This window comes from Caballeronia sp. HLA56, assembly GCF_054655155.1.
In genome coordinates this window covers 570,538-593,277 of the sequence record NZ_BAAHOB010000003.1, presented here as the reverse complement: position 1 = coordinate 593,277, position 22,740 = coordinate 570,538, and the positions used below count along the sequence as shown (strand labels likewise).

The 22,740-nt window shown below is 63.0% G+C and carries 22 protein-coding genes; 13 read left to right on the top strand and 9 right to left on the bottom strand.

Annotated elements, in window-relative coordinates; genetic code table 11:
• Positions 1–9 precede the first annotated feature (9 nt).
• Together ACYQ47_RS14650 and ACYQ47_RS14645 are read right to left on the bottom strand one after the other, a co-directional pair.
• Entirely contained in the window at positions 10–651 is a 642-nt protein-coding gene (locus ACYQ47_RS14650; protein ID WP_244831936.1) for an HD domain-containing protein, read from the bottom strand.
• 405 nt (positions 652–1,056) lie between these two features.
• Positions 1,057–1,986, bottom strand: a complete 930-nt coding sequence (locus ACYQ47_RS14645; RefSeq protein WP_250467913.1) for a LysR family transcriptional regulator — start codon at positions 1,984–1,986, stop codon at positions 1,057–1,059.
• Between ACYQ47_RS14645 and ACYQ47_RS14640 the strand changes: the two genes are divergently transcribed.
• The 6 genes from ACYQ47_RS14640 (at position 1,985) to ACYQ47_RS14615 (ending at position 8,655) form a co-directional block, all read left to right on the top strand.
• The gene (locus tag ACYQ47_RS14640; RefSeq protein WP_250467912.1) at positions 1,985–2,143 is read left to right on the top strand and encodes a hypothetical protein; all 159 of its coding nucleotides are present in this window, start codon (positions 1,985–1,987) and stop codon (positions 2,141–2,143) included. The two genes, ACYQ47_RS14645 and ACYQ47_RS14640, sit on opposite strands and share 2 nt — an antisense overlap.
• A complete protein-coding gene (locus tag ACYQ47_RS14635) occupies positions 2,140–3,288 on the top strand; it encodes an FAD binding domain-containing protein (protein ID WP_244831234.1) in 1,149 nt (382 codons plus the stop codon). The genes ACYQ47_RS14640 and ACYQ47_RS14635 overlap by 4 nt, the downstream gene beginning before the upstream one ends.
• 37 nt (positions 3,289–3,325) lie before the next feature.
• Positions 3,326–4,540 carry an MFS transporter gene (locus ACYQ47_RS14630; RefSeq protein ID WP_250527207.1) on the top strand — a complete coding sequence of 405 codons (1,215 nt, stop codon included), beginning with the start codon at positions 3,326–3,328 and terminating at the stop codon, positions 4,538–4,540.
• 163 nt (positions 4,541–4,703) lie between these two features.
• Positions 4,704–5,924 (top strand): c-type cytochrome, encoded by a 1,221-nt coding sequence (locus tag ACYQ47_RS14625; RefSeq protein ID WP_459905927.1) that lies wholly within the window; start codon positions 4,704–4,706, stop codon positions 5,922–5,924.
• A complete protein-coding gene (locus tag ACYQ47_RS14620; protein WP_244831231.1) occupies positions 5,921–6,397 on the top strand; it encodes a (2Fe-2S)-binding protein in 477 nt (158 codons plus the stop codon). Before ACYQ47_RS14625 ends, ACYQ47_RS14620 begins: the two co-directional genes overlap by 4 nt.
• Positions 6,394–8,655 carry a xanthine dehydrogenase family protein molybdopterin-binding subunit gene (locus ACYQ47_RS14615; RefSeq protein WP_459905791.1) on the top strand — a complete coding sequence of 754 codons (2,262 nt, stop codon included), beginning with the start codon at positions 6,394–6,396 and terminating at the stop codon, positions 8,653–8,655. Before ACYQ47_RS14620 ends, ACYQ47_RS14615 begins: the two co-directional genes overlap by 4 nt.
• Before the next feature lie 100 nt (positions 8,656–8,755).
• Here the strand turns inward: ACYQ47_RS14615 and ACYQ47_RS14610 are convergent, their stop codons facing one another.
• Both ACYQ47_RS14610 and ACYQ47_RS14605 read right to left on the bottom strand, forming a co-directional pair.
• On the bottom strand, positions 8,756–9,286 hold the full coding sequence (locus ACYQ47_RS14610; RefSeq protein WP_244831229.1) for a DsbA family protein: 531 nt from the start codon (positions 9,284–9,286) through the stop codon (positions 8,756–8,758).
• Positions 9,283–9,792: a redoxin domain-containing protein gene (locus tag ACYQ47_RS14605; protein WP_459905790.1), complete on the bottom strand. Its 510-nt coding sequence runs from the start codon at positions 9,790–9,792 to the stop codon at positions 9,283–9,285. The genes ACYQ47_RS14610 and ACYQ47_RS14605 overlap by 4 nt, the downstream gene beginning before the upstream one ends.
• A gap of 528 nt (positions 9,793–10,320) precedes the next feature.
• Between ACYQ47_RS14605 and ACYQ47_RS14600 the strand changes: the two genes are divergently transcribed.
• The 4 genes from ACYQ47_RS14600 to ACYQ47_RS14585 all read left to right on the top strand — a co-directional run bounded on the left by ACYQ47_RS14600 (position 10,321) and on the right by ACYQ47_RS14585 (position 14,653).
• Positions 10,321–11,592 carry an MFS transporter gene (locus tag ACYQ47_RS14600; RefSeq protein WP_459905789.1) on the top strand — a complete coding sequence of 424 codons (1,272 nt, stop codon included), beginning with the start codon at positions 10,321–10,323 and terminating at the stop codon, positions 11,590–11,592.
• A 44-nt stretch (positions 11,593–11,636) separates the two neighbouring features.
• Positions 11,637–12,335: a VOC family protein gene (locus ACYQ47_RS14595; RefSeq protein WP_459905788.1), complete on the top strand. Its 699-nt coding sequence runs from the start codon at positions 11,637–11,639 to the stop codon at positions 12,333–12,335.
• A 171-nt stretch (positions 12,336–12,506) separates the two neighbouring features.
• Complete coding sequence (locus tag ACYQ47_RS14590; RefSeq protein WP_459905787.1) at positions 12,507–13,625, top strand: porin; 1,119 nt, start codon at positions 12,507–12,509, stop codon at positions 13,623–13,625.
• A gap of 98 nt (positions 13,626–13,723) precedes the next feature.
• Positions 13,724–14,653, top strand: coding sequence for a LysR family transcriptional regulator (locus tag ACYQ47_RS14585; protein WP_309847554.1), 930 nt, complete (start codon positions 13,724–13,726; stop codon positions 14,651–14,653).
• Between the two features lie 15 nt (positions 14,654–14,668).
• Here ACYQ47_RS14585 and ACYQ47_RS14580 read toward each other — a convergent pair whose 3' ends face one another.
• The 4 genes from ACYQ47_RS14580 to ACYQ47_RS14565 form a co-directional block, all read right to left on the bottom strand.
• Positions 14,669–15,403 (bottom strand): LrgB family protein, encoded by a 735-nt coding sequence (locus tag ACYQ47_RS14580; protein ID WP_244831223.1) that lies wholly within the window; start codon positions 15,401–15,403, stop codon positions 14,669–14,671.
• On the bottom strand, positions 15,400–15,771 hold the full coding sequence (locus tag ACYQ47_RS14575; RefSeq protein WP_250467901.1) for a CidA/LrgA family protein: 372 nt from the start codon (positions 15,769–15,771) through the stop codon (positions 15,400–15,402). Before ACYQ47_RS14575 ends, ACYQ47_RS14580 begins: the two co-directional genes overlap by 4 nt.
• 105 nt (positions 15,772–15,876) lie before the next feature.
• Positions 15,877–16,062: a DUF2934 domain-containing protein gene (locus ACYQ47_RS14570; RefSeq protein WP_459905785.1), complete on the bottom strand. Its 186-nt coding sequence runs from the start codon at positions 16,060–16,062 to the stop codon at positions 15,877–15,879.
• Between the two features lie 122 nt (positions 16,063–16,184).
• Positions 16,185–16,526: a hypothetical protein gene (locus ACYQ47_RS14565; protein WP_310391254.1), complete on the bottom strand. Its 342-nt coding sequence runs from the start codon at positions 16,524–16,526 to the stop codon at positions 16,185–16,187.
• Positions 16,527–16,833: 307 nt separating this feature from the next.
• Between ACYQ47_RS14565 and ACYQ47_RS14560 the strand changes: the two genes are divergently transcribed.
• The 3 genes from ACYQ47_RS14560 to ACYQ47_RS14550 all read left to right on the top strand — a co-directional run bounded on the left by ACYQ47_RS14560 (position 16,834) and on the right by ACYQ47_RS14550 (position 19,507).
• Positions 16,834–17,736, top strand: coding sequence for an SDR family oxidoreductase (locus tag ACYQ47_RS14560; RefSeq protein ID WP_459905784.1), 903 nt, complete (start codon positions 16,834–16,836; stop codon positions 17,734–17,736).
• Between the two features lie 117 nt (positions 17,737–17,853).
• Entirely contained in the window at positions 17,854–18,555 is a 702-nt protein-coding gene (locus tag ACYQ47_RS14555) for an SDR family NAD(P)-dependent oxidoreductase (RefSeq protein WP_459905783.1), read from the top strand.
• A gap of 31 nt (positions 18,556–18,586) precedes the next feature.
• Complete coding sequence (locus ACYQ47_RS14550; protein ID WP_459905782.1) at positions 18,587–19,507, top strand: LysR family transcriptional regulator; 921 nt, start codon at positions 18,587–18,589, stop codon at positions 19,505–19,507.
• A gap of 177 nt (positions 19,508–19,684) precedes the next feature.
• Here ACYQ47_RS14550 and ACYQ47_RS14545 read toward each other — a convergent pair whose 3' ends face one another.
• A complete protein-coding gene (locus ACYQ47_RS14545) occupies positions 19,685–22,594 on the bottom strand; it encodes an ATP-binding protein (RefSeq protein ID WP_459905781.1) in 2,910 nt (969 codons plus the stop codon).
• Between the last annotated feature and the right edge of the window lie 146 nt (positions 22,595–22,740).

Here is a 22,740-nt window from a genome sequence, read left to right as displayed (position 1 = left end):
CCTTCGATTTCAGTTCGGCCAGTCCGATCCCAACACCAGCCCGCAGAAATTCAGTCGCCGGTAATTCGGGTCCCAGCGATCGAGCACGTCGGCGTTCACCGTGCCGAAGGTCGTATCCGGCCGATGCTCCATGCCGCGCGCATACGCTTCGATCAACTTCTTCTTGAAGCCGGTTTCCCGCGGATACGCCTGCACGATCTCATCGCGCTCAGGCTCGCTGAACTGGTCGTAACGCGCGCCCGTCACGTCCATCTGCACGCCGGCGGCGATGAGCGCGACCAGCGTCGAAAGATGTTCCGGAATGCCGGGCGTCGTATGCAGCGCGATGCCGAGCCACACCTCTTCGATCTGACGCTCGGCCACGCCGTGCTGACGCATGAAGTCGCGCGCGGCATCGGCGCTGTCCACTTCGAAACGGTTCGGCGAGTGCTGGAAGCGCGTGTTCAGTCCGACATCGTGAAACAGCGCGCCGAGGTAGAGCAGTTCGGCATCGAAGGGCCTGTTCTCGCGGTGGCCGGTCAGTGCGCCGAACAGGAACGAGCGAAGCGCGTGATGAAACATCAGGACGGATTGCGTGGCGCTGATCAGATTCGTGGCGGCCTGCGCCATCGCGGTATCGGGAATCGCCACGCCTGCAATCGTCAGCTTCATGCCCGCTCCTGTGTGTCGAGACATGGCGAGCGGTCCGTCACGACGCGCTGCATTCGCATGACGTCGAGGACCGTTCGCAGTCCGCGTTCTTTGTCAGAGGGTAGCGAAACGAATCTTTAAAGGCTTTGGCGGGTTCTAAAAAAGCCTTAAGCGCTGCGATGCGGATTGGCGCCAAGAACCGTGAACGACGGTGAATACGCGAGATGCCAGGCAGTCTCAACGCACCACGCCCGAACCACGCGCCAACTAAGCGCCAACTAAGCGCGACGGTCCTTAAAACTTCTTAATCCGATGCGCGGCGAAGCATGTCGTTCAAGCGTCTTTCCCGCGCCCACGCGCCGCCTCAGAACATTTCACGTTTTTTGCAGGACTTTAGCCGCGCGGCGTTCCTACACTGCACTCAGTTCAAGAGCCTCGGTCTTCGCCCGAAGCGCGCAGACGCGTTTCGAGAAACTGCACGAGCGCGCGCACCTTGCTGGATTGCCGGCGATTGGACAGATACGCGGCGTAGACCACGGCATCGCCCGAGTGAGGACTGGCGTCGAACTGTTCGAAGAGACGCACCACGCGGCCCGTGCGAATGTCGGGCGCGACTTGCCATTCGGGCAGCAACGCAATGCCTCGTCCGGATACGACGCTTTCGAGAAGGATGTCGAGATTATTCGACAGCAGATGACCGCGCACATCGACACGCTGTTCGTCGCCATCGCGCCGGAAGGTCCAGACCTGGCGCGTGCGATAGCCGCCGCCGTACGCGAAGCGCAGGCACTCGTGCGCGTCGAGGTCCTGCGGTGTCTGCGGCGTGCCGTTGCGGGCGAGATACGCGTGGCTTGCCACGACATGGCGCGGATTGTCCGCGAGCTTTTTGACGATGAGATTGGCGTCGCGGTCGGCGCGGCCGATGCGGATCGCAACATCGATTCGATCGAGCGCGAGGTCCGTGAAGTGATCGGCGATGACGACATCGAGAAACACGCGCGGATGCTCCGCGAGGAACGTCGCAAGATGCGGCGCGAGGCACAGGCGGCTGTACGTGGATGGCGCCGAGATCCTGAGCGTGCCCACGGGCGCCGCGCCGCTGTCGAATACGCTTTCGTCGGCTTCGGCGAGGTCGTCGAGCACTTTCGAAACCTGCTCGACATACGCGATTCCGGCATCCGTGAGGCTGACTTTGCGCGGCGTGCGCGTGAGCAGCGCGGCGCCGAGCGAGTCTTCGAGCGAATCCATGAGACGCGTGACCGATGACGTGGCTACGCCCAGACGTTGCGCTGCCTTCGAGAAGCCGCCAGCGTCCGCGACTTCCAGCAGCGTCCTGACCGCGAGGAGCTTGTCCATGTTCGCCCTCAATCCACATTTCGTTGCGCCCGACGCAACGCGAACTTGCATTCTATCCATATTCAACAATCGCGACGCAACGCATAAGCTGCGTGCATCGGCTCCAGAAGGGTTCATCACCGCGCGGCGTTTAGCGGCGCAAAGGAAAGCAGCATGAACGCGTTCGATAAACCGCGTGCCGTCGTCATCGGCGGATCGCTTGGCGGCTTGCTCACGGCCAACGCCCTGCGCGCGGCAGGCTGGCATGCCGATGTTTTCGAAACTTCGCCGAACCAGCTCGAAAGCCGGGGTGGCGGAGTCGTGTTGCAGCCGGATGTGCTGGAAGCGCTCGCATTTGCGGGCGTCGCGGTGCCGAATCCGCCGGGCGTGAATTCGGGCGATCGCATCTATCTGGATCGCGAAGACCGCGTGCTCGAACAGTTCCACATGCCGCAGATGCAGACGTCGTGGAGCCTGCTCTATCGCGCGATGAAAAACGCCTTGCCCGCGCAGGCGCTTCATGCGGGCGAGACCTTCGTCGATTTCGATCAGGACGGCGAGCGCGTCGTCGCGCGCTTCGAAAGCGGCCGCAGCGTCGAGGCCGATCTGCTGATTGGCGCCGACGGTATCCGCTCGACACTCAGGCGGCGGCTTTTGCCCGAGATCGTGCCGGTCTATGCGGGTTACGTGGCGTGGCGCGGACTTGTCGAGGAACCCGACCTGCCGATTTTCGCCGCGAACATGCTGCGCGACCGCTTCGCGTTTCAGGACGGCGACGGGCATTCGGGGCTTTCATACCTCATCCCCGGCGATGACGATTCGACCGTGCCCGGCGAGCGTCGCTGGAACTGGGTCTGGTATCGCAAGTACGGCGCCGAACGGCTCGGTGAACTGCTCGTCGATCGTCATGGCGAGAAGCGCGCGTTTTCGTTGCCGCCGGGTTCGACCAAGAACGCCGACATCGTTCAGTTGCGCGACGAAGCGCGGACCATGCTTGGCCCGACTTTCCGCGCACTCGTCGAATCCACGGACGATCCGTTCATGCAGCCGATCGTCGATCTGCGCTCGCCGCAAATGGTGTTCGGCCGTGCGCTGCTGCTGGGCGATGCGGCGTCCGTGCCACGGCCGCATACGGCGGGCAGCACCGCCAAGGCGGCGGCCAACGCACATGCGCTGGCGCTGGCGTTGTCGGCGGTGGCGGATGGCGGCGAGACCATCGATACCGCTTTGCGACGCTGGGAGCATCAGCAATTGCAACTCGGCCGGCGCATGACCGATCTAGGAATTTCGCTCGGCAACCGCCTGATGAAGGTCGGGCATTGAGCGCGCCGCTTTCTTCTTTTTGATTCGAGGAGTCGTCATGTCGACCCAGGCATCCACCACGACGGGCAGTAGCAGCCCCGTCAAGCTGACACGCGGGCTCATTGCGTTGTTCGCGTTCTGTTGCGGCGCTATCGTCGCGAATCTCTACTATGCGCAGCCGATTACCGAGCTGATTGCACCGGACATCCATATGTCGGGCGGCGCGGCGAGCATGATCGTGTCGCTCACGCAGATCGGCTACGCAATCGGCCTGTTCTTTCTCGTACCGCTCGGCGACCTGCTGGAAAACCGCAAGTTGATGATTATCACCGCGCTGGTGTCGATCGCGAGCCTTGCCGCCGCGGCGTTCACGCATCAGGCGGGCTTGTTTCTCGGCGTCTCGCTCCTGGTCGGCTTCAGTTCGGTTGCCGTGCAGATTCTGATTCCGCTTGCCGCGCATCTCGCGCCCGACGAGTCGCGCGGCAAGGTGGTCGGCACCATCATGAGCGGACTCTTGCTCGGCATTTTGCTGTCGCGCCCCATATCGAGCGTGGTCGCCGGTCACTTCGGCTGGCGCGCGGTATTCGGCTGCGCGGCCGTGTTGATGGCGGTCGTCACGAGCGTGCTCGCGTTGACCATTCCGCGTCGCCAGCCGGATCACAAGGCCACGTATTTCGAACTCATCGGCTCGCTTGGACACTTGATTCGCACGATGCCCGTCTTGCGGCATCGTTCGTTTTATCAGGCGCTGATGTTCGCTTCGTTCAGCCTTTTCTGGACCGCGATTCCCGTCGAGTTGACGCGTCACTTCGGACTGTCGCAAACGCAGATCGGCATCTTCGCGCTGGTCGGCGCGATAGGCGCGACGTCGGCACCGGTAGCGGGACGGCTCGCGGATGCGGGCCACACGGTGCGCGCGACGCTCATCGCGCTGGTGGTGGGCGCGCTGGCATACGCGCCGGCGTTGATTCATCCGGCGTGGGGCGTGATCGGATTGGTGGCGACAGGCATCGTGCTCGACTTCGGCGTGCAGATGAACATGGTGCTCGGCCAGCGCGAGATCTATGCGCTGCACGCGGCGAGCCGCAATCGTCTCAACGCGCTTTACATGACGAGCATCTTCGTGGGCGGCGCGGTCGGATCGGCGCTGGCGAGTCCGCTTTACGAGCATGGCGGCTGGCCGCTGGTGGCAACGGTGGCAACGGCGTTTCCGTTGATCGCGCTCACGCACTATCTCGCCATCGGACGGGGACATGCGGCTCGTCACGCTTAATGAAAGCTCGTTTGCCTTAACAAGATTTCAGCGCCGCTTCAGGACATTTTCGCGGGCGGTCGATACTTTGACCGGTAGTTGCATGACCACTTCCAAAGGTGCGTGAATGACTCGCAAGTCCCGATTGCTGGCGGGCGTAAGCGTGGTGGTCGCCGCCGCGCTGATGATCGCCGCATGGCTGATGTGGCAACCGGCCATCGCACCGGTTACGCCACCCGCGCCGGCATCGTTCGACGCAAACACGCGGCTCGCCGGCGCGCGCGTCGTCGCGTTGGGCGACTGCATCGTGTGTCACACGGCCAAGGGCGGCAAGCCGTTCGCGGGCGGCCTGCCGCTCGCCACGCCCTTCGGCACGATCTACGCGACCAACATCACGCCGGACGTTGCGACAGGCATCGGCGACTGGTCGCTCGAAGCCTTCACGCGCGCGTTGCGCCATGGAATCGCGCGCGACGGGCACCTGCTGTATCCCGCGTTTCCGTATATCCACTTCACGCGTATGCCTGACAGCGATATCGCGGCAGCCTATGCCTACCTGATGACGCGCGAACCCGTGAAAGCGAGCGCGCCCGCCAATCGACTCATCTTTCCGTTGAACTTCCGGCCCTTGCTCGCCTTCTGGAACGTGCTCTTTCTGCGGCCGGGCCCGGAGCACCCGGATGCATCCAAAGATGCCGAATGGAATCGCGGCAAGCTGCTCGTGGATGGCCTCGGTCACTGTGCATCATGTCATTCGCCGCTCAATCCGATCGGCGGAGAAAAGGCCGGACATGCGTTCGATGGCGGCATCGTCGACGGCTGGGAAGCGCCCGCGCTCAACGCACTGTATGCAGCGCCGAAGCCGTGGACGCGCGAGCAACTCGTGACGTATCTGCGTACCGGTCGCGCGAGCGAACACGGCGCGGCCGCCGGCCCCATGCTGCCCGTCACGCGCGATCTCGCAACCGTGCCCGAAGAAGACGTGCAGGCAATCGCCGCGTATCTCATGTCCATACAGAAAGCACGGCCCGCCATCGCCAATGGCGTCGCGCCGGAAGACACATCGCCCGCGATACAACGTGGCGCGACGCTCTTCGCCGCATCGTGCGCGCAATGCCACGGCCCGGCCGCGCCGATGCAGTCTATCGGCGAGCGCCCCACGCTCGCGTTCAGCAGCGCCGCCAATGCCGCGACGCCGCGCAACGCAATCCAGATGATGTTGAGCGGCAACGGCTGGCATGGCGAAGACAGCACGAACTACATGCCCGGCTTCGGCCAGATCTACGACGACCGGCAGATCGCCGATCTCGCGTCCTACATTCGGGCGACGTACTCGCAACGCGATCCGTGGACCGGCATCGACGCCATGGCGGCCAGCATCAGAAAGGAGAATCACGCGCGATGATCAACCTCACCGTCAACGGCGCGCAGCACGCGCTCGACATCGATCCTTCGACACCGCTGCTCTATGCCCTGCGCGAGAACCTGCAACTGCATGGCGCGAAGTTCGGCTGCGGCCTCGGGCAATGCGGCGCTTGCACCGTGATCGTGGATGGCGAAGCCGTGTTCTCATGCCTGATTCCTGTCGCGGCCATCGGCAAGCGGCCTGTGCGGACCATCGAGAGTCTCGGCACGATCCAGCATCCCGGCGCGCTGCAAAAAGCGTTCATCGATCATCAGGCCGCGCAGTGCGGCTACTGCATCGCCGGCATGATCATGCGCGCGCAGGCGCTCATCGACCGCAATCCGCATCCGACCGAGAGCGAACTGCTCGAACACATGGAGCCGAACCTTTGCCGGTGCGGCACGCACATGCGGATTCTCGCCGCGATCCGCGAAGTCGCGCATCTGAGCGCACCGAACGGAGGCGCGCAATGAGCGTCGCGGAAGACAGGATCGACGAGAAACGGCGGCGCTTTCTCATGTCCGGCGCGCTCGTCGTGAGCTTCAGCATGCTTCCCGGCGTGAGCGCCATGGCTCAGGAAGTGATCGCCGACGAAGGCGCCGAAGTGCACATCGGCCGGGCGACGCAGGCCTTGGCGGGCAGCCTCAAGACCAATCCGTATCTCGATTCGTGGATCAAGATCGACCGTACGGGCAAGGTCACCGTCTACACCGGCAAGGTCGAGCTAGGCACGGGCGTGCGAACCGCGCTCCTGCAGATCGCCGCCGAGGAACTGGACATGGCGCCCGCGCTCATCGACTTCCTCACCGCCGATACGGGCGCCTCGCCGGACGAAGGCCTCACCGCGGGCAGTCACACCATTGCCGATAGCGGCAGCGCGTTGCTGAACGCATCGGCACAAGTGCGCGGGCTTCTCGTCGATGCGGCCGCTCGTCATTTCGGCGTCGCCAGCAATGTGCTCCGCACGCACGATGCGGTCATCGAAGCGCCAGACGGACGAAGCATGACGTACGGCGAAGCGGTCGGCATGATCGATCTGCATCGCGTGGCGTCGGCGGTCTCGCCGCTCAAGAATCCCGCGAGCTTCGACATGATCGGCACGTCGTTGCCGCGCGTGGATATTCCGCGCAAGGTCACGGGCGGCGTGAGCTATGTTCAGGACATGACGATGCCCGGCATGGTCCACGCCCGCGTGGTGATGCCGCCCGTGTACGAGGCGCGGCTCATGGAAACCGACACGCCCGCCATCATGAAGATGCCGGGCGTCATCAAGGTCATCAGAAACGGCAGCATGCTTGCCGTGGTGGCCAAAGGCGAATGGCAAGCGGTGCAGGCGCAACGCGCGCTCGCTGCGGGAAGCCAGTGGAGCGCGGGGCGTGCGTTACCTGATCCGGCCACCGTGCATCGCGATTTGAAGACGATCTCGACGCAGCATATCGAGATCGCCGATACACACGGCGCGGCCGGCGCGCCGGCAAAGACGCTCGACGCTCGCTACACGCGCCGCTACATGATGCACGGCTCGATCGGACCATCCTGCGCCGTCGCTATGTTCGAGCACGGCGCGATGACTGTATGGACGCATTCGCAAGGCGTGTATCCGTTACGCGACGGCCTCGCCGAGATGCTGTCCATGCCGAAGGAAAAGGTACGTTGCATCCATGTCGAAGGATCGGGCTGCTACGGTCACAACGGCGCGGACGATGTAGCCGCGCACGCCGCGCTCATCGCACGGGAACTGGAAGGCCAGCCCGTGCGCGTGCAATGGATGCGCGAACAGGAGCACACGTGGGACCACTACACGCCCGCGATGGTCACTGAAGTGAGCGCGTCGCTCGACGCTGGCGGGAATATCGTCGACTGGAATTATGCGCTTTGGAGCAGCTCGCATAACGAACGGATCGTGAACGCGGGCCGGTTGATTCCGGCGCAGATGCTGGAACATCCGTTCGCGCCCGCGCCTTCGACGCCGATGGTGCAGCCTGAAGGCGGCGGCGACCGCAACGCCATTCCGCTCTACACGTTCCCCAATCTTCACGTGATGAACAACTTCTCGCCGACGATGCCGCTGCATACGTCAGCCATGCGTTCGCTCGGCGCGCATATGAACGTTTTCACCATCGAGATGTTCATGGACGAACTGGCGGCCGCCGCGAACGCGGACCCCGTCGCGTTCCGGCTGAAGCATATGCACGACCCGCGCGCCCGCGATGTCATCGCGCTTGCGGCGGAGAAGTTCGGCTGGCCACGTGCGCCGCGCAAGCGCAATCACGGCGTCGGCTTCGCATTCGCCAAATACAAGAATCTGATGGCTTATGTGGCGATAGCGGTCGAAGTGTACGTGGTTCCCGAAACCGGTCAGGTGGTGCTGGAACATGCCGAGGTCGCGGTGGATTCCGGGCAGATCGTGAATCCCGACGGTATTCGCAATCAGATCGAGGGCGGCGTGCTGCAGTCGGCGAGCTGGACGCTGTACGAGGAATTGCAGTTCGATACGAAGCGCATCCGCAGCTTCGACTGGAGCAGTTACCCGATCCTGCGATTTTCCGCCGTGCCCCGCGCGGTCAACGTGCATCTGATCGATAGACCGGGCGCGCCGTTTCTCGGTGCAGCGGAAGCGTCGATGGGACCGACCGCGGGCGCGCTCGGCAACGCGCTCTTCGACGCCACGGGGAAGAGGCTGCGTGACATGCCGCTAGCGGGCGACGGGCTGCGGCGGCGGTTGGACTAGCCGCCGCGTACGAATGCAGCGGGTTGGAACGCAAGCCGCTGACTGACGAGAACTCACGCGAGGCAGCGCCCCCTGGAGACTTGAGGCGCTCGTGCTTGGGTTATTGCACGCGATCGAGCACCGCCCGCAACGCTTCGAGCAAGCTCGCCGCATCGCGCTCGCCGTCATAGCGATGCCCGTTGATGAACAACGTCGGCGTGCCATTCACGCCGCTTCGCAAGCCGCCATCGAAGTCTTGCTGGATGCGCGCGTCGAAGGCGCCATCGAACGCATTCGAAAGCGCGTGCGCGGGCACGCCGAGTTGCGCCGCGTATTGCGCGAGCGCGCGATCGCCAAGCGACGCCTGATGCTCATACAGCACGTCGTGCGCTTCCCAGAACTTGCCGATGCTCGCCGCGGCTTCCGCGAACTCGGCCGCATGAAGCGCATGTGCGTGCATGTCGGTCAACGGAAAATGCCGGAAGACGAACCGCAATTGCGCGCCCATGGCCGCCTGCACGGCCTTGATTACGCCGTACTCGGCGCCGCAATAGGGGCATTCGAAATCGCCGTATTCGACGAGCGTCACGGGTGCTTCGGCGTCGCCCTGAATGTGATCGAGCGGGCCGACCGGCGGAGAGAGATGGCTCATTGCGCGTCCTGTTTCGTGGATGAGTTCAATTGCTCGAGCGCGTCGAGAATTCCATCGACGCCCGGATTCACGGTGATCGGAGAAACGTAGGCCCAGCGCACCACGCCGTTGGCATCGAGCACGAACAACGCGCGCTCGGCGACGCCTTCGGCCACGCGATACACGCCGTAGCGTCGCGCCACTTCGCCTTTCGGCTCGAAGTCGGCGAGCAGCGGAAAGTGCAGCTTGCGTTGCGATGCGAACGCCGCGTGCGACCACGCGCTATCCACGGAGATGCCGACGAGCTGCGCACGCAGCCGATGGATCGACGATAGCGCGGCGTTGAAGAGACCGAGTTCATCGCCGCAAACTGGACTCCAGTCCGCCGGATAGAACGCGATGACGACCGGCGTGCCGCGCAATTCGGAGAGCGAGATTTTCTGATCCGGCGTGGCCTGCAAGGTGAAGTCCGGCGCGCTCGTGCCAATCTGAACGATGGGTGCCGCGTGAGAAAGCGAGGTGGTCATGGCCGGCTTGTTTCCTCCGATGTGGGTGAACCGCCCTGCCGCAGCGGTCGTCGTGTAGAGGAGGATAGGCCGGATGGCGCTGCGTAAAAAGCTATCCGTGGGGATTGCCGGATCACGACCGAGGTGGATTTCTATAGACCTTCGTATAGTCGGCGACGCTGCCGTGCGTTTTCGGAACAGTTTTGCAAAGAATGGATGAGTGGGCGATGCTTGAGTTGCCGCCGCGACTCCGTCTTTCTTCTTCACGTCCATATTCTGCCGGCATTGGCGCGCCTGCTTCCGCGCCGCTTCAACCCCTCTGCATGGCAGCGAATGCAATGCTGCGTTGCCTTGAAGCCCCGTTTATCAATTTTTTTGGCATCAATAAGCTACATAACAAGTGGAGATACACCGGTGTCCTCCGGTTCAAGTGGAATCGTGAGTTCTGTTCCATCTTGAGCTGTCTGCCTTGCTGAACGCTCAACGCTGCGCACATTTACGCGTCGTGCCGAACTTCTATTGATCAACCGATAATTGGCGATTGCTTCCATGAATGTTTCAACGAACACACCAGGCGAATTCAGACGCGGATGGGCGCAGTTGATCGGCTCGACCGTCGGCCTTGGAATTGGCGTAATCGGCCTGGGCTCCTACAATCTCGGCCTGTTTGCCAAAGACCTGCAAAGTGCGGTCGGCCTGACGAAGACGCAATACGGCGCGGGCTATCTGGCGTTCACGCTCGGACTCGCCATTGGCCTGCAAATGTGGGGACGGCTGCTTTCGCGTTTCGGCGCCGCCCGCACCGCAGCAGGCAGCGCCCTCGCTCTGGCTGCGTGCTTTGCAGGGATGGCGGCGTTCATCTCCACGCCCATCGCGTATATCGTGCTCGTGGGCCTGGCCGGATTCTTCGGCGGCGGCACGAGCGGCCTCACGTTCACACGGGTAATCAGCGGCTGGTTCGACCGCAGTCGCGGATTCGCGCTGGGTCTGACACAAGTCGGGCTGGGACTGTGCGGAGCCATTCTGCCGCCGATCATCGCCATGACGATCGCCCGATCCGGCTGGCATGCCGGTTATCTGATGCTCGCGGCGATCGCGGCTATTGGTGCACCCGTCTCGCTCCTGATCCTTCGGGACAATCAGCAAGACATCTCGAACGCTTCAAACAATCCCGAAGTCGCCGATCCGAAAGCGCTGGCGAAGGAGTTTGCCGCGGTCAAGCGAAGCCGGACTTTTTGGCTCATGTTCGTGGCCTTCACGTTGTCGACGCTATTCGTTGCAGGCAGCGCGCAGCACATGGCGCCGATGCTTCGTGAACTCGGTGCGACACCGACCTCGGCGGCGAAGTATATGAGCCTGATCGGCGTGGGCACGATCTGCGTGCGCCTGATCGTCGGTTGGCTCTCCGACCACGTGCATGCGCCGCGCCTCATGGCGTTCTCCTGCCTCGTCGGGATGGGCGGCGTCCTGTCGCTCAAACTGGGCGGCCTCGCCTTTGCACCGCTCTATGCCTTCACGGTCGGCTGGGCATTCGGCGGAGAGATCGATTTGGTCGCTTATATGTGCACTCGCTACTTCGGGTTGCGCATGTTTCCACGCGCTTATGCATGGCAGTACGGCTCGCTGTGCATCGCGGCCGGTGTGGGCCCGCTTGGTATCGGCTGGCTCGCGGATCGTCTCGGCAGCTATCAACCGGCGCTCGTGCTGTGCGCCGCGCTGGCCGCTGGCGCCGCCTTCACTTTCCTCTTGCTGCCACGTTACGACGGCACCGCTGGCGACGCGCACCGGCAAGAGAACTTCGGACTGACCTCGACCGATTGAGCAGTCACATAACGAGTACGTATTACTTCATCAGGAATGACGCAATGATCCACTTCGACCATGTCTGCCTTGCAGCGCTCAACGTCTATGAAGCCACGTTCCGGCTCAGCCGTGAAACCGGCTTCGGCAACTACGACGGCGGCTTCTTTCCACTCTACGGCATCGGCCATAAAGTCGTACCGCTCGCGCCGGATATCTATATCGAAGTGGAAGGAATCGTCGATCACACCGTTCTCCAGCGCGATCAACCTCTGCCAAGGTTTTTCGAGCAACAAACACGAAATGGCGACTGTTTCGTCGGCTGGTGCCTGCGGACCGATTCGCTCGATGAACTGAAAGCGTTCGCCCGGCATCACGGAACAGTGATCGATGAAAGCACGACCGGCAAGGATGCCGGGCGCCAGATGATGAACGGCAATCGCGGCTTTGCGCTGCAAACGCCCAGCGCGATGACAGCGTGGCCTATTGGCAAGCCAAATTTGTACTTCAAGCCCGGTAACGCTCCGCATACCGCGAGTCTGCCCGTGGAACCGGGAACTGGAAGCGTACGCGGCGAAGGTCTCGACTGGATCGAGATCGGCGAAGACGAAAGCGCGCTGGCCAAGTGGCTCGGCGAGATTGCACGACCTTCCGATTTCCCGTTCGAGATTCGTTACAACGGCAAGACCTCGGGACTCTATGCGCTCGGCGTGAGAACGAGCGACGGAGAACGGGAGATCCGCCGCGCGTCCGTGCAGCTTTGAGCTTCCCGACATCGCAAACGGCGCAAAGGCAGTGACCGGCCTTTAGCCCGACGCCCACGTCCGTCTCACCGTGACGGGTGGGACAACCGCATCGACCCATTTCGTATTGCCGATATCGATCGTCGCGACCATGACGAGCCCGTTTGTCGCGCCAAAATCATGGAGTATCACGTGAAGTTCAAGCACCTCGCTGTTGCGGCAGGACTTTTGACTGGCCTGCAAGTCCCGATTGCGCATGCGCAAAGCAGCGTTACGTTGTACGGGTTGATATCGGTGGGCGTCGCTTATTCGCCGAATCAATCCGGTCATCATACGTATCAGGCCATCACCGGACAAAATCAGAGCCCGCGCTGGGGACTGCGTGGGATCGAAGATCTCGGCTCGGGCCTGAAGGCGGTATTCACGCTCGAAAACGGCTTCAATGCGTTGAACGGCGCATTGAGCAACAACGGCCGCGAGTTCGGCAGACAGGCTTTTTTCGGCCTTTCGAGCGACGCGTGGGGTACGCTTACCGCTGGCCGTCAGTACGATGCCGTCGTCGACTATCTGGGACCCAATACGGCATGGAGCTGGCTCGGGAGTATTGGCGATAGCGACAACACCTTCAACAATATTCGCATTCAGAATTCGTTGAAGTATGCGAGCCCGGACTTCCACGGTATCAAAGCGACTGCCTTGTATGGCTTCAGCAACTCATCCGGCGGCTTTGCGGACAATCGTGCCTTCAGCCTCGGCCTCCGATACGACCACGGCTCCTTCAACTGGAACGTTGCGTATGCGGAGTACGACTCGCCCTACAGCAACACCAACCAAACGGGCGCCGTCGACAACGATTACTCGCCCACGTACCTGCTATTCACGCACAGCGCGTTGCCTTCGAAGGCCTATGCCAGCAAACAAAGAATTCTCGGCACCGGCGGCTTCTATGTAGCAGGCCCGCTTCGCTTAGGCGCAATGTTCACGAACGTGGATTACAGCTATCTCGACCAGAGTCACCTGAATCTGAAAAACTTCAACGTGAGCGTCAACTACAACATTCGGCCCGACTTGCTGATCGGCACCGCCTACGTTTTCACGCGCGGAAAATACGACAATCCCGACCAGTCGCCGATGTGGCACGAGCTGAACGTCACGGTCGATTACATTCTTTCGAAGCGCACGGATATCGCCATGCTCGCCTTCGCCCAGCAAGCTGCGGGCGATGCCACGCACGCCACCGTGCTCGGCTACGGACCGTCGAGCAGCAAGCGTCAGCTCGTGGTGACGCTCGGCATTCGTCACAAGTTCTGAACGCGATCATTCGATGCACCGAGTCTGCCCTCCTCTTTCTGGATGAGTACACTGTCAGCGACGCTCGAAGGTCGCGGCGTCGAACTCATAGAGAGCACATGGACAAGCTGTTGGCATTGAGAACCTTGCTGGCGGTAGCGGAATCCGGCGGCTTCACGGCAGCCGCGCATGAACTCGGCAAGACGACGTCTTCCGTCATGCGACTGATGGACGGACTCGAAGCGTCGCTCGGCACGTCGCTTCTGACACGCACGACGCGCAGCGTCACGCTCACCGACGCCGGTGTGACCTACGTCGAGCAAGTGCGCCAGGTGCTGGCCGATCTGGCGGGCGCCGACGATAGCGTCATCGACACCGGTATCGATCCTATGGGCTCGCTGCGCGTGAGCGTATCGGCAACTTATAGCCGGCTGCATATCGCCCCGCATATCGCGACGTTTCTACGGCAGCATCCGCGCGTGAATCTGGAACTGGTCGTGTCTGACAGTCACATGGATCTGGTCAGCGAGAAGATCGATCTGGCCTTGCGCGTTGGCGTGCCGACCGCCGACCCTCGTCTCATCGTGAAGCGGCTCGGCCACAGTGCGCGATGCGTCGTGGCAAGTCCGGCGTACTTGCAGAGGCGAGGCCATCCACACGCAGCTTCGGAACTCGTTGCACACGACTGTCTGCGGTTTGCGTATAAGCCCGGCAACCGGCAGAAGTGGGTATTCCGCTACCCTGACAGAAGCGAATCCGTCGATGTCGGCGGTCAATTGTTGACGAACAATCTCGACATGCTCGCGGGCGCGGCGCTCGGCGGGCTGGGCATCGCTCTGCTGCCGCAATGGCTCATCGGGGCGTCGGTACGCGACGGATCGTTGACTGCCTTGTTCGACGACGCGCAGGTCACGCCGGAAGGCGGCGACGCTTTCGTCTATGCGACTTACCTGCCTAACCGGCGTCATTCGCGAAAGGTGCATGCGTTCATAGACTTCGCACAGCGCGCGATTGCGGCGCCGGGTCATGCGGTCAGAACCGGGCCTTAGTCCGTCGATACCGCATCAAACAAACCGCGCCAGCATCGGCAACAACACCGGCACGACGAACGCCGTGAACACACCGTTCAGCCCCATTCCAAGCCCGGCAAACGCGCCCATCTCCTCGCTCACCTGAAACGCGCGCGCCGTTCCGATGCCGTGCGACGCCACGCCAAGCGCAAACCCGCGCGCTTCGACTTCGTTCACACGGAGAAGGTTGAGGATGCCCCGCGCGGCAACCGCACCGAAGACGCCCGTCGATATCACCAGCACCGCCGTGAGCGACGGCACACCGCCGACCTGTTTGGCAACCGCCATGGCGATAGGCGTCGTAGCCGACTTCGGCGCAAGCGATGCCACCGTCTGGCGCGATGCGCCCATGAGCGCGCCCACCGACACCGCCGAGACGATCGCCGTCAACGAGCCCGCCGCAAGGCTCACGATGATCGGCAACGCGAGCCGCCGCAGATTCGCGAGCTGCCGGTAAAGCGGCAACGCGAGCGCGACGGTCGCGGGTCCGAGCAGAAAATGCACGAACTGCGCGCCATCGAAGTACGTGTCGTACGGCGTGTTGCTGGTCTTTAGCACGACGACGACGATCGCCACCGCGATCAACACCGGGTTTGCCAGCGGATTGAATTTGAAGGCTGCGTAGATGCGCTGCGCAATGAGGTAAGCGAGCAGCGTGATCGTGAGCCCGAGCAGCGGCGTGGCCGCCAGATAGACCCAAATACCTCCGAGGCGTGGGATCGCGGTCATGCGGCGCCTTTCGTATCGTTGGAGAGGCGGCGCTGTCGGCGCAGCATCGCGCGCATGACGAGCGCGGTGACCGCAATCGCCAGCGTCGTGCTAACCGCGATGGCCACGACGACCGCGACGAGGTCGCCACTCAGCGCTTTCGCCGACACCATGATGCCGACGCCTGCAGGCACGAACAGTAGCGAAAGATGACGGAGTATTTCGAGCGCGGTGGGTTCGAGCGCGTTGGCTGCCTGCGGACGTATCGCGAGAAAGCCGAGCAGCATGAGCATGCCGACGACAGGTCCAGGAACGGGAATGCTGAACAAATAGGAGACGCCTTCGCCCAGACACTGGAAGACGAGCAAGGTGGCTAGCGCTGCGAGCATGGAGTCTGTGTGATTCGATTGAGAGTACGCGATGCGCCCGTATTCTAGTCAATCGAACTCCGATGCGCCGCGTGACGCATCGGATGCCTTGCCTGCGAAGAGACGTTATTTGCCTTGCGTGGCGCTGGCCGTGGCAGGTTCTTCGGTCGTGGAACTATCTGGGTCCTCGGCTTCCAGTTGAGTGCGTGCCTGCTCCCAGAATTCTTCGGCACGTCCATCGGGGCTGCCTTCTCGCTCCCATAGTTCATAGGCGCGGCGGCGAATGCGGTCCTGTTCCTTATGATCTTCCATGTCTTCTCCATGATTGGCTACGAACCGGCGCCGACGCGCTACCTAAAGTCGAAGCCCCGGCAATTGTGATTACCCTCAACAACGCTTATTGCCGCGATACCAGTCCGACCAACGAGGTCTTGTCATAGATCGCCACTTTCCAGCACGACGAAGCCGGATCGGCTGCGCGCCTGCTTGATCATCGCCGCCCGGCCGATTGCCGGCGCATGCCTGATGAACAGAGCGAGTTCGGGCTCGGATACACCTGGCACGCCGTGACGATCGCGCAAGGCGTCGTGCGTGACGGCCCCGCGGTGTTCCACGCCACGCACATTGAAGCGAAAGTTGACCGCTTCGGAAAAGCTGTCGTCGACCGCGCCGAATACGTCGGCGGAATCGATGTTTCTTTGGGCAGCGCTGTCCTCATCGACCAGACCTTTTCCCTTCAGAAACTGGGAAAACTGGCGACCCATGTCGAAGGACACGCGTTCGAAGTCCACGTTCTGAAGAAATGCGAATCTCATGGCTCTCTCCGTTGCAGCATTTGAGTTACGACAAGCAGGCGGCGTGCCGGGACGGACTTTCTCTCCGACGACTGTGCGCAAGCGCACGGCCGCAGTGCGTTTCACATGCATCGGAAGACTGTGGATCGGGCTGCGAGCGACTACCGCTGTCGGTAGGCATGGCCATTGCAGAGCCGAGCCGTAACCGTCGCGTACGCTAAATCCAGAATCAGCGCCCTGAAATGACGCCGCGAACACTCATCCCTTTTTGCAAGTAAGGAACGAAACGATGACCGCAACGAAGAACCAGTACACGATGCAGGACCCGCTCAAGCAGTACCCCGGTCCCGACTTCGAGCGCCAGCCGCAGTCCGCGCCCGGCCTCGCTCGGGACATGAAGCCGCGTCCCGATCACGGCGAGGAAAGCTATCAAGGGTTCGGCCGTCTCAAGGGCCGCCGCGCATTGATCACGGGCGCCGACAGCGGCATTGGCCGCGCCGTGGCGATTGCCTTTGCGCGTGAGGGCGCGGACCTCGTCCTCAATTATTTGCCGTCCGAGGAGCCGGACGCGCGCGAAGTGCTTGAACTCGTGCAAGCCGCAGGCGTGAAGGCCGTGGCGCTGCCAGGCGACATCGGCAGCGAAGCCTTCTGCGGCGATCTCGTCAGCCGCACGGTTGCCGAACTGGGTGGACTGGATATTCTCGTCAACGTCGCGGGCAAGCAAACGTCGGTGGAAACCATCGCTGAACTGACGACGGAGCAATTCGAAGCCACTTTCCGCACGAACGTCTTCGCGATGTTTTGGCTGTGCAAGGCGACGCTCCCGCATATGCCGCCGGGCGGGACCATCATCAATACGACGTCCATCCAGAGCTATCAGCCGAGCCCGTCCTTGCTCGATTATGCGCCTTCGAAGGCCGCGATCACTGCGTTCACGCATGCGCTCGCCAAGCAGGTCGCATCGAAGGGCGTGCGCGTGAATGCCGTGGCGCCGGGCCCGGTGTGGACGCCGTTGCAATCGAGCGGCGGCCAGCCGCAGGACAAGATCGAGGTATTCGGTTCCGAAGTGCCGATGAAGCGGCCCGGCCAGCCCGCCGAACTCGCGCCCATTTACGTGCTGCTTGCATCGCAAGAGTCTAGTTTCGTGACCGGAGAAGTCTATGGTGTGACAGGCGGCAATCACTTGCCGTGATGCCTCGGCGCGGGCGGGCGCGATTCGCGATCAACATTTATGATGCTCGTCATGGCTCTGGCGCCTCGACGCCAGAGCCGAACCGAACCGAACCATGCTCCCTTAGGCGAAGAAACCATGACCGAGATGCCCTACCGCAACGCGTTGATCATCGGAGCGGGCTCCGGCATCAGCGGATCGCTCACCCGGCTTTTGCGCGACGCCGGTCTGCCGGTCGTGATTGCCGCGCGCAACATCGACAAGCTGAAGCCGCTCGTCGATGAAACCGGCGCCATCGCCCTGACCGTCGATGCCGCCGATCCCGCTCAGGTCGAGCGGCTCTTTGCGGAAACCGAAGCGCGCATCGGCGCGCCGGAGATCGTCGTGTACAACGCGAGCGGGCGAGTGCGCGGTCCCATCGCGGAACTCGATCCGGCGGAGGTCGGGAAAGCGCTCGGCGTCACGGCGTTGGGCGCGTTCTACGCGGTGCAGGCAGCGGCGAAGCGCATGACGCCGGCGGGCAAAGGCGCCATTCTGCTGACGGGCGCGACAGCGGGCATCAAGGGCTTTGCGCTCTCCGCGCCTTTCGCGATGGGCAAGTTCGCGCTACGCGGTCTTGCGCAGAGCGCGGCGCGCGAGCTGGCGCCGAAGGGCATTCATGTCGCGCATATCGTCGTCGATGGCGGCGTGCGGGCGGAGCATCGGCCTGATCCCTTGGACAAGCCCGACAGCACGCTCGATCCGGATGCCATCGCGCAAACTTATATGGATTTGCTGCGACAGCATCGCAGTGCGTGGTCTTGGGAGATCGAGGTTCGGCCTTGGGTGGAGACGTTTTAAGGGGATTTTCCTTTCGATACCGACGCTCCCCATGAACCTCTCCTTCGAAGTCCTCCAGGCCCTCGACGCCATCGACCGCACCGGAACCTTCGCAAAAGCGGCGGAAGCGCTTCACAAAGTCCCCTCGTCGCTGACGTATCTTGTTCAGAAGCTGGAACTCGATCTCGGTGTGACGCTCTTTGACCGCACCGGGCGGCGCGCGACGCTCACGCAGGCAGGACGCCTCGTCGTCGATGAAGGCCGCCGTTTGCTCGAAGCCGCCGCCGATCTCGAACGCAAAGCCAAACGCGTGCAGCACGGCTGGGAAACGGAACTGCGGCTCGGCATCGACGAAATCATTCCGTTCGACATGTTGTGGAAGCCCGTCAGCGCCTTCTACAGTCTCAAGCTCGACACGCGCCTCGTGCTCTCCAAGGAAGTGCTCGGCGGTTCGTGGGACGCGCTGCTCACGCGCCGCGCGGATCTCGTCGTCGGCGCGGCAGGCGAGCCGCCGCTCATTCCCGATCTCATCGCCAAGCCAATCGGCTCGCTCAAGCATGTGTTCGTGGTCGCGCCTAATCATCCGCTCGCGTCGGCAAAAGCGCCGCTTTCCGCCGATACCGTCGCGCAGCACCGCGCCGTTGCCATCGGCGATACCTCGCGTGAACTCGCGCCGCGCACCATCGCCATCGGGCCGAATCAGGAAGTGCTCACCGTGCCGTCGCTCGAAGCCAAACTGCACGCGCAGTTGCAAGGCATCGCGGCCGGCACCATTCCCGAATGTCTCGCCGATGAACATCTCCGGCGCGGCACGCTCATCAGCAAGGAAGTCATCGGCATGCGAGATATCACGTACTTCTATCTCGCGTGGCGCAGCGATCGCGTCGGACGCGCGCTGCAATGGTGGGTCGATCAGCTCGACCGCCCGAATCTGATCGATGAAGCCGCGCATCAACGCATCGCGGCCGCGTGATGGCGATGCGGTTCTGAAAGGCGTGCGGCGGACGCATCGCCGCATGGCGCTCGCGTGAGACCGGCTCAACGCCGCCTTCCATCGAATGCGCCGAATCGAACGCGTTCTTAGCGTATTCAGAGGGCACGGAGCCGCGCACAAGTTTGTCCAACTCGCGCGCCAGAGCAAGCAAATGACTCAGCGCCGCGCTTCCCTTGAATCCGCGGAATCCGCCGAATCCGCTGAATCGCACGCGGTCTTGAGCGTGTTCAAAAGGCGCAACGCCGCGCGAAAATCGTCCCACTCGCGCCATTGCGGAAAGCGCGCGCACGCCGTTTCCAGCACCGTCATCGCCTGCGCGTTGCGGCCGCTCGCATGCAAGTGACGCGCGTAGCTCGTGGCCGCGGTCAGATAGAACGAATCGCTACCCTGCATCGACGCCGTTTCCAGCGCGGACGCAAAGCAGACTTCCGCATCGAGCGACACGGCCTCGCCCGGCGGCCCCATCAGCAGAAGTTCGCCCTGCGTGCGCAAGAGTTCGCTCGCATACCACGCGTCGCCATTGTCGTTGCAACGCTTGAGCGCGCGCACGGTCGTGTCGATGGCTTCGCCGTGCCGTCCCGCCTGCCCGAGCGCACGCGCATATTGCGCGGCAAGCATGGAGCGCGGCGCGTTGAAGCCGAGCGTATCGAGTTCCTTCAACGCCGCGTCGAACGCTTGAAGGACGTCGGGCGTGATGTCATCGAGCGAAATCAGGTACGCGTCGAATGCCGCGCCGCACGCCTGCGCAACGTTCAAACCCGTGCGCATCGAAATCCCAAGCAGCATGTCGATAGCCTGCCGCGCCGCCTCCCGTTCGCGCGAGAGCAACGCCAGCGGGATGCGCGCTTCGATCAGCACATAAGCGGTCACGATAGCCTGCTCGGCGGCGCATGCATCCACGACGCACGCTTCGGCCAACCGCCGCGCCTCGTCGCGCGCGCCTTGCAGCCATAGCACGCGCGCAAGCGTGGCCTCCCCGACGATCCGCTGATCGACCGATCTCCCAAGCGGCATACGCGTCTGCAAGCGCGCCGCATGCTGCAGAAAGTGTTCGAGCGATGCCCGCGCCTTCGCCTGTTCGCCCGCATAGTGGGAAGCAATGCCGAGCAGCCGGTAGCCGAGCAGCACATCGGTCGATTCCGGCTCGGCGTCGGTGGTCTGCGAATCGGCGGCGAGTGCCGCGAAGCGCCGGGCGAACGACAACGCGCTGCGCACTTCGCCCGCGCTTTGGCTCGCGTTCCACATGCCCCAGAGCGCGCGTGCCTCGAAGACGCGATCCGCCAGCGCCAGCGACAACGCCAGCACCTCCGACCACAACGCGCGAGTCTCCTTGTCCGGACCATGCACATAGACGAGCGCGGCAGCAAGCGCCGCCTGCAGACGCATCCGCACGCGCATGCAGCGATGCGAGAAAGCTTCCGCCTCGCGTCCGGTTTGCAGCGCGGCAAGCGAGCGCCGCGCCCACACGCAGCACTCCTCGACGAGCGAAAGTTCGAACAGCAGCGAGACGAATTTCACGCACAGCGTTTCCGCCAAAATGGCATCGCCTTTGGGCGAAAGCGTCCATGTCAGCGCGGCGCGCAGGTCGCCGAGCATGTCGCGCATGCGCCGCTGCCAGCCTTCGGAGTGATGTCCGCCGCCATGCTGCGCGTCGTCGTTCAGAAGACTCGCGAAATGATTGGCGTGACCGAGCGATACGCGTTGCCGCTCGCCGTTGTCATCGAGTTTTTGCAAGGCGTAGGCGCGCGTCGATTCCAGCAGACGATACGCCGCGCGGCCATTCCCCGTCTGCCGTGCGACGAGCGATTTCTCCACGAGTCCCGATACCGCCGCGATCACATCGAACTCGCGCAATGCATCGTCGCCGACGATGGCGACCGCCGCTTCCATCGAAAAGTCCGCCACGAAAATGCCGAGACGGCGCAGGGTCGTGCGTTCGGCGTCATCGAGTAAGGCGTGGCTCCAGTCGAGCGTCGCGCGCAAGGTCTGATGCCGTGGCAGCGCCGTGCGATTGCCGCCCGTGAGCATGCGAAAGCGGTCATCGAGATGCGCCGCAAGGGTTTCGACACCGAGTATCGTGGCGCGCGATGCAGCCAGTTCGATGGCGAGCGGTATGCCGTCCAGCCGCCGGCAAACGGTGCCGATGAGTTCCATACTGCGTTCATCGCACGAAAAGCGCAGGTCGATGGCGCGCGCGCGAGCCAGAAACAGTTGCACGGCGCTGCATCGCTTTATGTCGACGCCCGAAGCGCTTGGCGCGGGCACGCTGAGTGGCGCGACCCAGTAAAGATGCTCGCTCACCACCTTGAGCGGTTCGCGGCTCGTGGCCAGCACGCGAATGGAATCGCTCACCGTGCAAAGCGCATCGGCGAGACTCGCCGCAGGCGTGAGAACGTGTTCGCAGTTATCGAGCAGGACGAGCATGCGGCGCTCGCGCAATTCCTGCGCGATGACGGCAAGCGAGCGCGACCCCGCCGCCGGATTGATGCCGAGCGTGCCGGTGAACGCCGCCAGCACGCTTGGCAAATCTTGCGCGGGCGAAAGCGAAACGAGGTACACGCCGTCGGGGAAGCGGTCGAGCGAGCGCCGTCCGGCTTCGATCGCGAGCCGCGTCTTGCCGATCCCGCCCGCGCCGATCAGCGTCACATGCCGCGCCGCTTCGAGCGCGAGCAGGATATCGGCGATGGCGGTATCGCGTCCGACGAGCGGAGACGTATTCGAAGGCAGGTTGTGTGCAACGCCGGCGTTGGCGACGCTCGTGGGCGCATCGGCCGGTTGCCTCGTCCTGACGAGCCGGTAACCGCGTCCCGAGACGGTCTGGATCAGCACGCGGTTCGCGCCCAGCACCTTGCGCAGCGCCGACATGTGCACCTGCAGATTGTTCTCTTCGACGAGCGTATCCGGCCATACCGCCGCGAGCAGGTCGTTCTTCGAGACGAGCGCGCCGTCGGCGGCCACGAGCACGGCGAGAATATCTAACGCACGGCTTCCGAGTCGAACAGGTTCGTCATCGAGCAGCAATTGCCGACGCTCGAGATCCACCTGAAGCGGTCCGATGCGAATCATGCGCAATGGTCCAGCATATGAAGGTTTGAACGTAGCCCCGGCGCCGCACCCAAAATTCTGGCGCCCGGAAAGTGCCCCCGAAGCATAGAGCACCCGCCTTCTCCCATGTTTGGAAAAAACCGGGCTTATCGTTCAATAATTTTGCA

What these genes read in the sequence shown, in the direction of transcription:
- ACYQ47_RS14650 (WP_244831936.1), bottom strand. Translation starts at nt 651, where the DNA reads ATGAAGCTGACGATTGCAGGCGTGGCGATTCCCGATACCGCGATGGCG.
- ACYQ47_RS14640 (WP_250467912.1), top strand. Translation starts at nt 1,985, where the DNA reads ATGTTCGCCCTCAATCCACATTTCGTTGCGCCCGACGCAACGCGAACT.
- ACYQ47_RS14645 (WP_250467913.1), bottom strand. Translation starts at nt 1,986, where the DNA reads ATGGACAAGCTCCTCGCGGTCAGGACGCTGCTGGAAGTCGCGGACGCT.
- ACYQ47_RS14635 (WP_244831234.1), top strand. Translation starts at nt 2,140, where the DNA reads ATGAACGCGTTCGATAAACCGCGTGCCGTCGTCATCGGCGGATCGCTT.
- ACYQ47_RS14630 (WP_250527207.1), top strand. Translation starts at nt 3,326, where the DNA reads ATGTCGACCCAGGCATCCACCACGACGGGCAGTAGCAGCCCCGTCAAG.
- ACYQ47_RS14625 (WP_459905927.1), top strand. Translation starts at nt 4,704, where the DNA reads ATGATCGCCGCATGGCTGATGTGGCAACCGGCCATCGCACCGGTTACG.
- ACYQ47_RS14620 (WP_244831231.1), top strand. Translation starts at nt 5,921, where the DNA reads ATGATCAACCTCACCGTCAACGGCGCGCAGCACGCGCTCGACATCGAT.
- ACYQ47_RS14615 (WP_459905791.1), top strand. Translation starts at nt 6,394, where the DNA reads ATGAGCGTCGCGGAAGACAGGATCGACGAGAAACGGCGGCGCTTTCTC.
- ACYQ47_RS14610 (WP_244831229.1), bottom strand. Translation starts at nt 9,286, where the DNA reads ATGAGCCATCTCTCTCCGCCGGTCGGCCCGCTCGATCACATTCAGGGC.
- ACYQ47_RS14605 (WP_459905790.1), bottom strand. Translation starts at nt 9,792, where the DNA reads ATGACCACCTCGCTTTCTCACGCGGCACCCATCGTTCAGATTGGCACG.
- ACYQ47_RS14600 (WP_459905789.1), top strand. Translation starts at nt 10,321, where the DNA reads ATGAATGTTTCAACGAACACACCAGGCGAATTCAGACGCGGATGGGCG.
- ACYQ47_RS14595 (WP_459905788.1), top strand. Translation starts at nt 11,637, where the DNA reads ATGATCCACTTCGACCATGTCTGCCTTGCAGCGCTCAACGTCTATGAA.
- ACYQ47_RS14585 (WP_309847554.1), top strand. Translation starts at nt 13,724, where the DNA reads ATGGACAAGCTGTTGGCATTGAGAACCTTGCTGGCGGTAGCGGAATCC.
- ACYQ47_RS14580 (WP_244831223.1), bottom strand. Translation starts at nt 15,403, where the DNA reads ATGACCGCGATCCCACGCCTCGGAGGTATTTGGGTCTATCTGGCGGCC.
- ACYQ47_RS14575 (WP_250467901.1), bottom strand. Translation starts at nt 15,771, where the DNA reads ATGCTCGCAGCGCTAGCCACCTTGCTCGTCTTCCAGTGTCTGGGCGAA.
- ACYQ47_RS14570 (WP_459905785.1), bottom strand. Translation starts at nt 16,062, where the DNA reads ATGGAAGATCATAAGGAACAGGACCGCATTCGCCGCCGCGCCTATGAA.
- ACYQ47_RS14560 (WP_459905784.1), top strand. Translation starts at nt 16,834, where the DNA reads ATGACCGCAACGAAGAACCAGTACACGATGCAGGACCCGCTCAAGCAG.
- ACYQ47_RS14555 (WP_459905783.1), top strand. Translation starts at nt 17,854, where the DNA reads ATGACCGAGATGCCCTACCGCAACGCGTTGATCATCGGAGCGGGCTCC.
- ACYQ47_RS14550 (WP_459905782.1), top strand. Translation starts at nt 18,587, where the DNA reads ATGAACCTCTCCTTCGAAGTCCTCCAGGCCCTCGACGCCATCGACCGC.
- ACYQ47_RS14545 (WP_459905781.1), bottom strand. Translation starts at nt 22,594, where the DNA reads ATGATTCGCATCGGACCGCTTCAGGTGGATCTCGAGCGTCGGCAATTG.